Consider the following 14,960-nt stretch of genomic DNA (forward strand, 5'->3'; position numbering starts at 1 on the left):
AAATGATATAACAACAGGGAAACATTGTGACTTTTATGAATATGGATGCTTGAGCTCACGCTCAAGATTACTATTTTTTTTCATGCGAGGCAAGCCTCGGGGTATTAAACCCTCCCAGAATAAAAAACCGATACATTTTTGTATCGGTTTTTAAAAGTATGTTATAGACACTAGATGTCCTATCCTCCAAAGTCATCAAATCTGATATTCTCATCAGGAATACCAAAATCTTCTCCCATTTTTTGAACTGCTTTGTTCATTAATGGTGGACCACAGAAATATAATTCTATATCCTCAGGTGCATCATGGTGATTCAGATAATTATCGATCACACAATTATGGATAAATCCTACAAATCCATCACCTTCTGTATCATTAATATCTTTCTTTACTTTCCAATTATCCTCTTCTAATGGCTCAGATAAAGCTAAATAGAATTTAAAGTTAGGAAACTTATCTTCTAATTGCTGGAAATGATCTAAGTAAAATAATTCTCTTTTAGAACGTCCTCCGTACCAATAGGTAACTTTACGACCAGTTTCTAAGGTTTTGAATAAATGATACAGGTGAGAACGCATTGGCGCCATTCCTGCACCACCACCTACGTAAAGCATTTCTGCTTCAGATTCATTGATAAAGAATTCTCCGTAAGGACCAGAGATAGTAACTTTATCTCCAGGTTTTTGTGCGAAAATATAAGAAGATGCTACACCTGGATTAACATCCATCCAAGCATTCTTACTTCTATCCCATGGTGGAGTAGCAATACGAACATTTAGCATAATGTCTCTTCCTTCTGCTGGGTAAGAAGCCATAGAATATGCTCTTTCCACAGTTTCTCCATTCTTCATCACTAATGGCCATAAACCAAACTTATCCCATTCCGCTTTGAATTTGTCTGGAGTTTCATGCTCCTCTGGATGCGCAGTAATATCAATATCAGAATATTTAATTTCACAAGGTGGAATTTCTATCTGAATATATCCTCCTGCTTTATATCCCATATCTTCCGGAATACGAACTACAAATTCTTTGATAAAAGAAGCCACGTTATAGTTACGCACAACTTCTGCTTCCCATTTCTTGATACCAAATACCTCTTCTGGTATTTCGATATTCATATCTTGTTTTACTTTTACCTGACAAGCTAAACGCGCTCCATGCTGTAACTCTTTACGAGAAAAGTGTGGTGTTTCTGTAGGCAATGCTTCGCCTCCACCTTCTAATACGTGGCATTCACACTGTATACAGGTTCCACCACCACCACATGCAGATGGTAAAAATATTTTTTCATTACCCAAAGTAGATAATAAAGTACCTCCAGAAGCTACTTCTATCTCCTTTTCTCCATTAATGGTAATCTTTACAGGTCCTGATGGTAATAATTTGTCTTTTGCAAACAATAAAATCCCAACTAAAACCAATGTTAACACCAAAAATGAAATAATGGTGATAACGATTGTTCCAACTGTAGATGCTAAAAATATCATATTATTTAAGTATTGAAACGTTAGTATTTTCTGCTACTTCTTTAGCAGTCTCTTCTTTCACTTGCACAGTTTCTTTCTTTTTGGCCTCTTCTTCTTCACCACCAGTTAACATTCCACCAAAACTCATGAAACCAATCGCCATTAAACCAGTAAGAATAAATGTGATTCCTAGTCCTCTTAACGGAGCAGGCACATTAGAATATCTGATCTTTTCTCTAATAGCAGCAATCGCTAAGATTGCTAAGAACCATCCTATCCCTGATCCTATTCCGTAGACTGCAGCGTGCGAAATCGTCGCAAATTCTTTTTGTTGCATAAATAATGACCCTCCAAGAATCGCACAGTTTACCGCGATAAGTGGTAAAAATATACCTAATGAATTGTATAAGGATGGAGAAAACTTCTCTACAATAATCTCTACCAATTGTACCATAGTAGCTATGGTAGCAATAAATAAAATAAAAGTTAAGAAACTTAAGTCGTAATCTGCGTATTCAGGACCTAACCAAACCAATGCACCTTCTCTAAGAATATACTTATCTAGTAAAAAGTTTAAAGGCACTGTAATTGCCAAAACAAATATAACGGCTGCTCCAAGACCTACCGCAGTAGATACTTTTTTGGAAACCGCAAGGTATGAACACATTCCTAAAAAGAATGCGAATACCATATTATCTATAAAGATCGATTTTAAAAATAACTCTAAATATTCCATGTTTCTTTATTTTAATGATCTTCAATTAATGCTTTATTTCTACTTCTTTGGATCCAGATAATAATTCCCACCGTGATCAATGCCATTGGTGCTAACACCATAAAACCATTATTCTCATATCCAAAAGCGTATACTCCAGTCTTTTCGATCGGATCTCCTAATACTTTAGCCCCGAATAGTGTTCCTGATCCTAATAACTCTCTAAAGAAAGCAACGATGATCAACAATACTCCATATCCTGCTGCATTACCAATACCATCCAAGAAAGATTTCCAAGGACCATTACCCAAAGCAAATGCTTCAAAACGTCCCATGATAATACAGTTGGTAATGATTAATCCGATAAATACCGAAAGTTCTTTACTTAATGTATATGCAAATGCTTTTAGTACTTGATCCACCACAATTACTAAAGTAGCAACAACTACCAATTGCACGATAATTCTAATCTTAGAAGGAATGATATTTCTCATCAATGAGATTACCACATTACCGATTCCTAAAACAAATACTACCGAAATTGCCATTACGATAGATGGCTTTAACTGCGCAGTAATTGCCAATGCAGAACAAATACCTAATACCTGAATTGTAATAGGATTATTATCAGCAAGTGGATCTGTTAATAGCTTTTTATTCTTCTTCGAAAACAATGGCTCTTTAGGCTCTTTTGCTTTAACTTCAACTTTTTCTTCTGTTACTTCAGCCATTTGTTATTTTTTTAAAGTTGCGAAATAAGGTTGATACATTTTGATCCCTTTCTTTACCATAGCCGTAACACCATCACCAGTGATCGTAGCTCCCGCCATAGCATCCACAGCATTGTCATCTTTTCTCACATTCTTAGGATCTCCATTACCTTTCTTTACCGTAATTCCTTTATAGTTTCCAGCAGCATCTAGTATGCTTTCTCCAATAAAGTCATCTCTGAAATATGCTTCTTTGATATTTGCACCTAATCCAGGAGTTTCTCCTTTGTGATCAAAAAATGCTCCTTTTACCTTCTTAAACTCTTTATCTAAAGACACATATCCCCAAATCGCATCCCAAAGACCATTTCCTCTCATTGGAACAATATAAAACTCCTCTCCATCTTTTTTACCGATGAATAAAGGCATTTTACGTTTGTAATTTGGGTCTTGCTTTAATTTATCATTCTCCTTTTTCACCTCGATGTTAAAAGCATCTTCAGTCTTCTCTGCAACATCACCTACAATGATATATTTTTCATCTCCCACATACTTATTAAAAAGCTCTTCTGCTTTTTCTGCAGGAACAAACTCATTAGGATCTTCGGTATCAGTAACTCCCATAGCAAACAAAATATTTTGCTGCTTCTCTGTTATTTTATTAGCAGTGATATTAGGTTTTAAAACTGAAGATATTCCTGCTAATAAGGCGCCTACTACAACCACCATTGCAATCGCAAAGATGATCGTATATGAATTTTTATCTGTATTAATCGCCATCGTTACGCTGTTTTTAATTTTAGACGTTTCATTCTCTTCTTCACATTTCCTTGAACCACATAGTGATCAATAGTTGGAGCAAATACGTTCATCAATAGAATTGCTAAGAATACTCCTTCTGGATATGCCGGATTAAATACTCTTATCAATATAGAGATAAATCCAATCAAGAATCCATAAATCCATTTTCCTTTATTCGTTTGTGAAGCTGTTACTGGATCTGTAGCCATAAACACTATACCAAATGCAATTCCACCTACAATAAGATGTTTCCAGAATTCTAAATTCATTAATGCATAAAACTTACTTGATTCCGAAATCCAACCTGCATTAGTAACTCCGTTGAATATTAATCCCATTACTAAAGTTCCGATAACTGCACTTAACATGATTCTCCAACTTCCAATTTTTGTAAAAATTAAGAAAGCTGCTCCTAATAAAATTAATAATGCAGATGTTTCTCCTACAGAACCAGGAATAAATCCGTAAAAAGCGTCCATTACCGAGTATGTAGCATCACCTGATCCTATAATATTCTTTCCTTGTGCTAAGCCTCCAAGAATTGTTTCTCCTGATATTGCATCTAATTGTGCTCCACCAGCAATTTCATTTGCTCTTTCTACTGCTCCATGTACCCATACTTTATCACCTGACATCCATGTTGGATATGCAAAGAATAAAAATGCTCTAATCGTTAAAGCAGGATTCAAAATATTCATTCCCGTACCACCAAATACTTCTTTACCGATAACCACTCCAAAAATCACTGCAACTGCTAACATCCATAATGGAGTATCCACTGGCACGATCAAAGGAACTAACATTCCTGTTACTAAGTAACCCTCTTCTACCTCATGACCTTTAATTACCGCAAATAAAAACTCTACCGCTAACCCTACTCCATATGAAATCACTACTAATGGTAAAATCTTCCACAATCCAATAACTAGATTATCTAAAGACCAAAAAGCAGCGCTAAAAAAACCATTAGAAGCCGCTTCTATTTCTCCAAGTGCTAAATAATGCTGATATCCTGCATTAAACATACCAAATATCAAACATGGCACTAGTGACATAATCACAGTATTCATCGTACGTTTTAGATCATCTGCTCCTCTTACATGAGCTCCAGAATGTGTAGTTTCGTCCGGTAAATACAAAAAAGTATGGATTGCATTAAATGCAGGCGCCATCTTTGTACCTTTATACTTAAGTTTTAAGTTATGTAATTTACTTTTTAAACTCATGACTCTATCCTATTTCTTTTAACATTAAATCCAATCCTTCTCTGATGATTTGCTGATGTGGTTGTTTGGACACACAAATGAACTCAGTCAACGCAAAATCTTCAGGAGCTACTTCATACATTCCTAACTGCTCCATCGCATCCAAATCATTAACAGCACAAGCTTTTAAGATTTGTAACGGATAAATATCCATTGGAAAAACATTTTCATAATTACCAGTAACTACAAACGCTCTATGCTCTCCATTCGTATTCGTATTTAAATCATACTTTTTATTTGGGAATAACCAAGAAAAAGTCAATGCTCTAGAAGGAGAAATTTTATTGAAGATTGGCTTATTCCATCCAAAAAACTCATAATCATTTCCTTCCGGGATTACAGTAATCATATCATGATAAAAACCTAAATGACCATCAGGCTTTACATTATCTCCAGTAAGCACATTACCACTGATCACTCTTATGTTGTTATCATTTACTCCAGAATCATATACCACTGAAGATACTTCTGCGCCTATTTTTGTCTTAAAATACTTAGGGCTTTTTACAGAAGATCCTGCTAGCGCAATAATACGCTCGGCATTAAATTTCCCTGTTAATAACAACTCTCCAATAATCACTAAGTCCTGAGGATTTACTACCCATACAACTTCTCCTTTGTTTATTGGATCTACTTTAGCGATCTGTACCCCAACATTTCCAGCAGGATGTGGACCACTTACATTATGAATGGTGATGTTATCTAAACCAGTAAAAGGAGAACTTCCATTTTTACCAATAGAAACATGGACATCACCTTCTGTCAACTTGCTCAATGCCGTAACAGCTGCTTGTAGCTCTTTTTCTTTACCCGTTAAAACGTATTCAAGATCTGCAGCCAATGGTGCAGTTGCATATGCAGAAATAAATATTGCTTTTGGAGCAACTTCTGGATTAGCAATTACATCATATGGACGTTGCTTTATAAACGGCCAACAACCAGACGCTAATAAGTGAGATTTGATATCTTCTCCACTCATTGACTTTACATCCTTTGCACCATAATCGGCAAATTGCTGTTCTTTATCCGCTAAAATCTTGAACGTTAATATTTTTCGTTTAGCACCGCGAACAATTTCCACAACTTCACCACTTACTGGGGAAGGAAAAAGCATATTTTCATTAGTTTTTGAGTGGAAAAGGGGTTCGCCGGCTTTTACTTCTGTACCTTGTTTGGCAATAACTTTGGGTACAATACCGTGGAAATCGTCAGGCTTTATTGCGTAAACATTGCTCTTGGTAGCTTCAGAAGTAATCTTCTCTGCTTCACCAACCAGCTTAATGTCTAAGCCCTTTCTGATACGAATGTCTTTTGACATATTAGTAGTCTATGTTAATTAACTAAAAAAATCGTGCAAATTTACTAATTAAAACACGTAAGTGAAAGCTGGTGATGTTATAAGATTTTATTTATAATGTTTCTAAATAAGAAGTTTGAGCCCTAAAAAATCTACACTTATCTTTAGGCACACATTTTGTTTATCTTTACACAATCAACAATTCTATTAATGTCACAAAAACTTAAACAATTCTTTTTGATTTTAGGAATTTTTAGCTCCTTTCCATCAATTATTCTCGCTCAAGAAACCACAGAAGAGGTCGCACCTCCAGACCATATCAAAACCATTCAACTTTTTGGTAGTGAAGAATTTTCGGGCACACCAATTTTAAAACTTGGTGATCCACTAACCATTAGGTTTGATGATATCAATGGAGATGAAGTAGATTATTATTACAAAATCACCTATTATAATTTTGACTGGACTCCTTCTTCCTTGTACAAAAATGAATACCTAAACGGATTTGATGATATTAGAATAGTCAACTACGAAAATTCTTTTAACACCTTACAGATGTATAGCCATTATACCTTAAGAATCCCCAATGAAGATACAAGAGGTTTAAAGGTAAGTGGGAACTATATGATCGAAATTTATGATGACGATGGTGAAATTGTGTTTTCCAGAAAGTTCATCGTTTATGAAAATCTGACTAACGTTAAAGTATACACCAAAAGATCAAGAGACTTAAAATTTATCGATACACGACAATCTGTACAATTTGAAATAAGTTCACCAAATGAAATTCTGAAGAATCCTAAACGCAACGTAAAAACCTTAGTGATTCAGAATAATGATTTAAAAAATGCTATCACAGATTTAATTCCACAATTTACCGTTGCCAATAACCTAGTATACAAATATGATACTGAATCTAGCTTCTGGGCAGGAAATGAATTTCTTTTCTTTGACAATAAAGAAGTACGATCACCTACTGCTAATATCAGAGGAATCGATTTACAAGATATTTATCACAATTATCTCTATACAGATGTGGTACGCGGTAATAGAATTTACACTTATTATCCTGATATTAACGGTAGTTTTGTTGTTAGAAATCTCAGAGCAGAAAACAGCAATACAGAAGCGGATTACGTATGGATGCATTTTGCATTGCAGTGCTATGAGCCTTTAGATGGCGGAGAAATTCATCTTTTCGGAAATTTCAATAATTATATAACTGACGAGTCTACTCGTTTAACATATGATCAAGAGAACGGAATTTACACAGGTAAAAAATTATTTAAACAGGGATTCAACAATTACAAATATGTATTGGTGCGTCCTGACGGAACCATTGACCCAGGTTTTATTAGCGGTAATTTCGATGAAACTGAAAATGAATATGTAGTCATTCCATATTATCGTGCTCCTGGTGCTCGTTATGATCGTGCAATTGGAAAAGGAATCGGAAACTCAAGAAATATTACAAACTAAAAAAAAAGGGTAAAACAATAAAACTTTACCCTTTTTAAACTCTTTGCAAAATTTATTGCACAACTGCTTTTATGGTATGCAGTCTAGTTCCATTGAGTTTGATTTCGTAAAAGCATATTCCTTTTCGACTATTATCGAAATGATTAAGTTGAATATCCATTCTTCCAGAAATAACATTATCATTAAATATTGTTCTTTTTTGCCCTAGTAAGTTTATAAAATTAACTTCTAAAACTCCGCTACTTGGCAAATTAAGCCTTAAAAATGAATCCTCTTTAATCGGGTTAGGTATAATCATCGCCTTTACGGTATCTTCCGAAGTAGATGCTATTGTCGAAATTGATTCTTCTACCTCATCAATTGACGGTATCTGATCACATGATGACGGACAAGAATCACTCCAGAAACCAACATATTTTCCATTATCGATATATCCAGCTGTAAACCAACCTGTCCTATTTCTTGCTAAATCTACCGTCTGCATTCCATTACCATCATTAAATACTATACCTATATCATCAGGAGACACCCCATTAGGAACGATGAATGACCATTTCTTCCATGGAGTTCCTGATATAGTGGCCATCGCTTGACCAGGCCAAGCTACGGTGTTTTCTAAAGTAATATTTCGATTTCTATCAAACACATAAATATTCGAAGGCCCATTCCAGCTGTAGGTAGGAGTATTAAAATAAATATCTATAACTGTTGCATTTAAACCATCACAATCTATCGGACATTCATCGCTCCAAACACCTTCATAATACCAACCATCTGATGAACGCATCAAATCATCTGTTTGATTACCATCGGCATTAAACACCATACGTATATCATTTTCATGAATACCAGCAGGCAACTGCACTGTATAAGAATACCAATTTGTTGTTGGAAACAAACTCATGGATTGCCCTGGCCATTCATTAGTTCCAGAAAGTGTTGTATTTAAAGAAGCACTAAAAAAGTAAACCTGCACCTGATCACTCCAACCCCATGGTTTATAAAAGTTTACAGTAATTTCGGAAACCATTTCTGTCGTAACGAAAGTAACATCGCTTGGAATAGATTTATTTCCTTTTCTGTCTAATGCTATAATTCTAAATTCATAACTGGTATTCGCAGATAGTCCTGTAATATTTGTAGTTGTACCATTTACCGATTTCACAAACTCATCTCCTTCATAAATCTCATAACTAGTAACTGCAATATTATCCGTAGACGCATTCCAAGTTAATGTTAGCGAAACCTGATCAATTTCTGATGTCACAACTTCTAATGGCTTAGACGGCGCTATTTCATCAGATGGAATTTCTATAGCTAACGGAACTTTCCAAACTCCTCTACCATAGGTAGCTGCTAATAACACATTATCCTTTAGATTTATCTCTAAATCTCTTACAGCTACATTAGGAAGCTTGGAAGAATAATCTTGCCACGGCTCTTCTCCATTTTTTAAATATACTCCTAAGTAGGTTCCTAAATAAATAGATTCTGTTCCTTTGTGATGTCTCACTACGAATTTGGCATCTGGCGATAAATCCCCAGAAATATCTTGAAAACTAACTCCTTGGTTTTCTGATCTAAAAACTTTTCCGCTAATAGATCCTGATGTTGATACATAAATAATCCGATTATTATCATTATGAACTTCGATAGAAGTAATTGAAGAAGGAAATGAATATATTTTCTCCCAGTTTACACCACGATCTTTACTTTTATATAAATCTCTAAAATCAGCAGCGTAGATTATATTCATATCTGTAGGATCTAACTCTATATGATCTATATTACTACCTCCGAAATCAAAATCAGTTTGTTTTCTAAAAGAAACATTGTCTAACTTATAGAAGCTTTTAAATCCTGCGTAAATATTTCCATTACGATCGGACACCAAAGGCGTTACCCAATTTCCTCTTTCAGGTCCTCCACCAGAATATCTACGAGTTTTACCTCGATCTTCTGTTTTATACAAACTAATCCCATATTGAATAAATCCATAATATGTATTTGGATCATCACCCTGAACCGCACAATCCATACCATCTGCTCCATGATAAACATTCCACTGAGAACCGTCTAAAGCATAGCCTCCGTTATCTTGTAAACCACCAACCAAATGATCAGAAGAACTATTCTCTGCTACTGATATTTTATAAAACTGACCAATTTGAAGACCTTTTGTCAAATCCGTAAACGATATCCCGTTATTCACAGACTCATAAATCCCTCCATCACTTCCACACAAAAGTCGGCCATTATAAAAACGTAAAAAATGTATATCTGCGTGTGTATATGTAGGTTCCGTTGGACTATTCCACCTATTTACTCTTACAAAATTATCTCCTCCATCAATCGATTTCCATACATTAAGACACCCTACAAAAACCATATCTGGATCCTCATCCGAAACCGCTAATGCTAAATCATACCATGCTTGTGTACTTTCTAAAATATTTTCAGTTTCCTGAGTTTTATGAAAGCTTGCACCAGCATCAGTAGATCTATACAAACCTTGAAAAGAGTTTCCAATGGCAGCACTTAAAACATATACATAATTCGGATCTGCAGGAGTAACATCTATAACAAGTCGTGAAGAATTGACAGGCAATCCATTTTGTACTACGTAAAAACTATTACCTCCGTCAGTAGATTTATAAAAAGTATTAGAAGTTGCCGCATAGATGGTATTGGTATCACCAGGTTTTATCTTTATATCCTTAATATTTCCCACTAATGTTTTTACCCAATTTGCACCAGCATCTTCAGTTTTATAAACACCTCTACTCGTTGCCACCCATAATTTATTAGAATTATTAGGATCTATATAAATATCATTACCAATTTCGTATTGATCAGAGGCTTCGAGACCGGTTTTATTCCAGGTATACCCTCCATCAGTCGATTTCAACACACCTATCCCGTAAGAATCACTAGCATCATCATCACCTGTAGATATATAAATTACATTAGAATTATTATAGTCAATTGCGATACCCGAAACTCCGATTTGAGGTAAATCATCGGATAAAGGCTCCCAATTTTCTCCATTATCTATAGATTTCCAAATTCCTCCTGCAGGCGCTCCTACATACATAACATTAGACTGATTAGGATCGATGATCCCAACATTTATTCTCCCTTGGCCTGGTGACCACGAATTTGTAGGATCATGATCAAAAGGCCCAATTGGAAGCCAACTTTCCGTCATTTTACTGTTATACGTCTTCTTATTTTGTTTTTCTTCCCAGACATCCCACAAAAAATCAGATGTTGGTAACGTACCATCTGGCATCACTGTATTCTTATGAAACTCCTGCCATCTCTTAAAAGGTTTATGTCCGTTTCCTTTTACATTAAAATCTTTATTCTCCCAATATCGATCAAAAGCATTGACCAATTCATTAAATTTTAATGTGTTTTTAGTATCGGAAGTTGATTTTTGAAAAGTTTGAGACATCCATGGCGCATCTGCATTATATTGCGCATTTCCAATAGTAACTCTAAAAAAAATAAATAAACATAAAGCTATGCTAAAGACAAGGTTTGATTTAATCATATAAAGGTTTATTAAGTTGTTTAAAAAAAGTATTGTTGCTAAACCGTAATTTAACTACTCAAAAATACCATTTACCTTCTCTAAACACTATACCTTCATAAGCTTTAAAATCAATTTAACTGACTTATTTTCAAATACTTAAACTAACCTAAATCGATAAAGTTAAAATTATTTTTTTCGATAAAAACCTAAAAATATTGCTTAAAAACACTATCAAAATTCAACTAAAACGTTATAATCATTTTTTCCTACATTTTTATTCTATCGTTTGCGTATTTCGAACTTAAATATTTGCAACAACTTACCCAGTTTTAAAGACATTGGAAATTGTTTTATTTTGTAACGAAATACAACTACTTTAGTCTCATTATGCAAACCATCTGCTAACCATGAAAGAAAAGGGGAGATTTCTTAAAAAATATCGAGGTAATGAATGTTTAAACTGTGGAGTTCCTTTGGATGTTATAGATCGTTATTGTCATAATTGCGGCCAAATTAACACTACCAAAAAACTTTCGTTTAAAGATTTTTTTAACGAGTTCTTTGCCAGTATTTTTTCTTACGACTCTCGATTAAGACACACCATCGTGGGATTACTTTTCAAACCAGGAGTGGTTACGAAAGAATATGTCGAAGGAAAACGTATAAAATACGCCAACCCATTTAGGTTTTACCTCAGTGTCTCTATCATATTTTTTATTATTAGTGGATTGTTTATTGATTTTGACACTTTAATCCTTGAAGACCATGAGGAAAGAGATAAAAAAGAAGCATTTCAAGTCAAAATATCGAGCCCTTCATTGACCGATGAAAGCAACAAAACAGACACTATCGCTCAAAATAAAGAGCAGGAAGATTTTGTATATTATGATGAAGCTCAATTAGACACCATGAGCATATATAATGCAACTAAAGGTCGATGGAAAACTTACAAATCTCATTATAAAAAAACAGGACAGTTATCAGCTAGTTTGGCGCTAGACAGTTTGCAACATAATAAAAGTGGATATACCAAATATCTATACAGAAGAAGTATTAGAACAGGAGATCTTAATGAAAATCCAATGGAACTTTTGAAATTTGTATTTAACAAACTTCCATTTATCATTTTTTTCTTCCTTCCTTTTTTCGCTTTAACCATTTGGTTGATCTACGTTAGACGCTCCTTTAACTACATGGAACATCTGGTATTTACTTTTCATACTCAAACCATGTTTTTTATTCTAATGGGGATTGCCATATTACTAGATCAAATTACAAATAGCGAAATTGCTTCTAGCATCGCTATGTTTGTTTTTCTTTTTTATCTGTATAAGGCTATGCGTAACTTTTATCAGCAAAAAAGAGCCAAAACTATTGTTAAATTTCTGTTAGTAAACATATTATTTTTTATCTTAGCAAGTATAGGTTCAATGGTGGCTATTATAGGATCTATATTTATTTTTTAACAATGGTTGAGCAAATAACAAGAGGTATAAAAATTTCGGTAGATACTACCTTTGAAGGCACGTTCTTTAAGAACTATAAGATTCATTTTGCCTTTGGTTACCGCATCACCATAGAAAATCAAAGTAAAGATTCGGTTCAACTTACTTCGAGATTTTGGAAAATAAAAGATGCATTGAGCAATACTGAAATTGTAGAAGGTGAGGGTGTTATTGGCAAAAAACCAGTACTAAAACCAGGAGAGTCTCATACTTACAATAGCGGATGTCTTTTAAGTTCCCCTTTCGGAGCGATGAAAGGACACTACAATATGGTAAACTTCACTTCTACTAGAAAGTTTAAAGTCATCATTCCTAGTTTTAAACTAAGTGCTCCTTTTGCTTTAAATTAAGTTTTTTAACTAAATCAAAACGTATTGTATTCCCTTCTTGTTGTACATGACAATACTTACAATTAGAATCATATACGAACTTATATTCTTTGGTTAGACTAAAAACAGTACTCGACTTAAATACACCTCTAAAATCCTCAATTCCATGTTCGGTATATCTACTAATTTCAAACATTGATACTTCGGATGACTTCTTTATTGTAAAATATGCACTACTCCCAATTCCAGAAAGATAATGAGCATTTTCTAAAGAATTTGGCAACTCTATATTAGTAGAATATTCCATATCAGGAGTTCTTTTATCAAAATAGTTCGTAAGATTTTCTTTTAAAACGGAATTTGGATACTCCATTAAAACTCCATTCTCTACCTGAAATATTTGATTCTTCAAAGATCCTTTTTCTACATTTCCTAAAGGACTAGGTGTAAATAATTTATTTCTGAGTAAAGGTGTCCTAATACGAGATTTATCCGTGCTATTCAAAATGGTATCGGTAACAATTCTAGAGCAATTACTGCCTTCTTTTCTAAAAGTTGAATACGGAATACTTCCTCGATCCTGCATTTCAACCACGTAAGACTTGGCTTTTTCATAATTAATATAATCACAAACAGAAGCAACCAATCTTCCAGTTCCATGCGTTTTCTCAGGATGCGCCTCTAACCAAACAAGAAACTTATCCAGATTAGTCAAAGCGCCATCATCAGAGAACGTGGCCTTAAATGGAATTTCTAATTCCACATCTGTAATTGCACTACGCACCCTACCTTTTCCATGAGGCGTAATATATCTGCCAAAATCGTAATACTCGGCATTTCCTGTTTTATTTTCAATTAAGACAAACGCTGCATGACCTGCCTTAATAACACCATTTTTTCCCAATCCTAAGAATTGCAAAACACTTGTAGATTTAGTCTCCTCGGCAGAAAATCTAACAAACGTATCTGGAAATGCTAATGAAATTATTTTACCCGTGTAATCCATCACAGATTTCACATTTTAATATTAATAACCTTAATTCTTTTATATAACAATAAGATACTATTTAACTAAGCAGTAATAGCACCAAAAGCTATGGTATGAACTTTGGAATTTTGAAGATCTTCGTATCGCATAGAAAGCTCTTCTTCATTATCTTTTACTACCTGAGTGATGCTTCGAGTTCTAAGAAAACCTCGGTCGATTTGTAAATCGATATTTTTATCACCTATTCCAGCATTTTTATGAAAATTCAAAAGAGATTGGGAAGTCAACGTATTTTCTTGCTCAAATGCATCAAACCAGTTTTCTCTTGTACTTTTCATTTCTGGAGTATACAAAGTTGAAGATGACCAAATATGCGTCTGTTTTTCTAACTGTTTAAAATGTTTTTGTTTTCCATCCCAAACCAATTCATAAAACTTCAAATCCGAACTCCAATTTGCTGCAACGATGGTAAATGGTTCTATTCCTTTGTAATCATATGATTCTATTGCTTGTTCCAAATCATCCGCCCCCAACAAGTCCTTAACCACTACTCCTCGACTTTGCCTGTAAGAAATAAGTCTTTCATGAATTTTAAAACCTCCATTAAGCAAACAAATCATCGTATTTTTATCACTGATACCAATCCAAGTACCACCAGCCACCGCATCTTTAGGAAAAAGCATTCTAGTCTTCTTAATCTGATAAAACTCTGGAACCAGCGTTTTTCGATTAATTGCCTCATCTCTATTAGAGGTTAATATAAAACCGTTTTCTTGGGTGGGGATCAAAGTTACTGTACACATAGGTCTTTTGGGTCGGATAAATTTTGTACAACTTACGAAAAAAATACATACAATACTTTAC

At 34.3% G+C, this 14,960-nt stretch carries 12 protein-coding genes; 3 read left to right on the plus strand and 9 right to left on the minus strand.

The window, feature by feature from the left end; all coding sequences use genetic code 11:
* Nucleotides 1-179 precede the first annotated feature (179 nt).
* Genes nqrF through ACWNT5_RS00030 form a run of 6 tightly spaced genes read right to left on the minus strand, consistent with a single transcriptional unit; the run spans nucleotide 180 to nucleotide 6,278 of the window.
* A complete protein-coding gene (gene nqrF / locus ACWNT5_RS00005) occupies nucleotides 180-1,490 on the minus strand; it encodes an NADH:ubiquinone reductase (Na(+)-transporting) subunit F (protein ID WP_299602683.1) in 1,311 nt (436 codons plus the stop codon).
* A 1-nt stretch (nucleotide 1,491) separates the two neighbouring features.
* Nucleotides 1,492-2,205 (minus strand): NADH:ubiquinone reductase (Na(+)-transporting) subunit E, encoded by a 714-nt coding sequence (nqrE, locus tag ACWNT5_RS00010; RefSeq protein ID WP_299602685.1) that lies wholly within the window; start codon nucleotides 2,203-2,205, stop codon nucleotides 1,492-1,494.
* An 11-nt stretch (nucleotides 2,206-2,216) separates the two neighbouring features.
* A complete protein-coding gene (locus tag ACWNT5_RS00015) occupies nucleotides 2,217-2,915 on the minus strand; it encodes an NADH:ubiquinone reductase (Na(+)-transporting) subunit D (protein ID WP_299602688.1) in 699 nt (232 codons plus the stop codon).
* Between the two features lie 3 nt (nucleotides 2,916-2,918).
* Nucleotides 2,919-3,674 carry a Na(+)-translocating NADH-quinone reductase subunit C gene (locus tag ACWNT5_RS00020; protein ID WP_299602690.1) on the minus strand — a complete coding sequence of 252 codons (756 nt, stop codon included), beginning with the start codon at nucleotides 3,672-3,674 and terminating at the stop codon, nucleotides 2,919-2,921.
* Nucleotides 3,675-3,676: 2 nt separating this feature from the next.
* On the minus strand, nucleotides 3,677-4,921 hold the full coding sequence (locus ACWNT5_RS00025) for an NADH:ubiquinone reductase (Na(+)-transporting) subunit B (protein WP_299602693.1): 1,245 nt from the start codon (nucleotides 4,919-4,921) through the stop codon (nucleotides 3,677-3,679).
* A 4-nt stretch (nucleotides 4,922-4,925) separates the two neighbouring features.
* Nucleotides 4,926-6,278 carry a Na(+)-translocating NADH-quinone reductase subunit A gene (locus ACWNT5_RS00030; RefSeq protein WP_299602696.1) on the minus strand — a complete coding sequence of 451 codons (1,353 nt, stop codon included), beginning with the start codon at nucleotides 6,276-6,278 and terminating at the stop codon, nucleotides 4,926-4,928.
* 189 nt (nucleotides 6,279-6,467) lie between these two features.
* On the opposite strand from ACWNT5_RS00030, the gene ACWNT5_RS00035 reads away from it, so the two are divergent.
* Nucleotides 6,468-7,736 carry a type IX secretion system plug protein gene (locus tag ACWNT5_RS00035; RefSeq protein ID WP_299602699.1) on the plus strand — a complete coding sequence of 423 codons (1,269 nt, stop codon included), beginning with the start codon at nucleotides 6,468-6,470 and terminating at the stop codon, nucleotides 7,734-7,736.
* A gap of 52 nt (nucleotides 7,737-7,788) precedes the next feature.
* On the opposite strand, the gene ACWNT5_RS00040 is transcribed toward ACWNT5_RS00035, so the two are convergent.
* Nucleotides 7,789-11,292, minus strand: a complete 3,504-nt coding sequence (locus ACWNT5_RS00040) for a starch-binding protein (protein ID WP_456516243.1) — start codon at nucleotides 11,290-11,292, stop codon at nucleotides 7,789-7,791.
* Between the two features lie 389 nt (nucleotides 11,293-11,681).
* On the opposite strand from ACWNT5_RS00040, the gene ACWNT5_RS00045 reads away from it, so the two are divergent.
* Complete coding sequence (locus ACWNT5_RS00045; protein WP_299895769.1) at nucleotides 11,682-12,740, plus strand: DUF3667 domain-containing protein; 1,059 nt, start codon at nucleotides 11,682-11,684, stop codon at nucleotides 12,738-12,740.
* A 2-nt stretch (nucleotides 12,741-12,742) separates the two neighbouring features.
* The gene (apaG, locus tag ACWNT5_RS00050) at nucleotides 12,743-13,129 is read left to right on the plus strand and encodes a Co2+/Mg2+ efflux protein ApaG (protein WP_299602706.1); all 387 of its coding nucleotides are present in this window, start codon (nucleotides 12,743-12,745) and stop codon (nucleotides 13,127-13,129) included.
* Here the strand turns inward: apaG and ACWNT5_RS00055 are convergent.
* Nucleotides 13,098-14,114 carry a DUF6695 family protein gene (locus tag ACWNT5_RS00055; RefSeq protein ID WP_456516694.1) on the minus strand — a complete coding sequence of 339 codons (1,017 nt, stop codon included), beginning with the start codon at nucleotides 14,112-14,114 and terminating at the stop codon, nucleotides 13,098-13,100. The two genes, apaG and ACWNT5_RS00055, sit on opposite strands and share 32 nt — an antisense overlap.
* A 65-nt stretch (nucleotides 14,115-14,179) precedes the next feature.
* A complete protein-coding gene (locus ACWNT5_RS00060; RefSeq protein WP_456516244.1) occupies nucleotides 14,180-14,899 on the minus strand; it encodes an NRDE family protein in 720 nt (239 codons plus the stop codon).
* Nucleotides 14,900-14,960 lie beyond the last annotated feature (61 nt).

Source organism: Aquimarina sp. 433 (genome assembly GCF_054054605.1).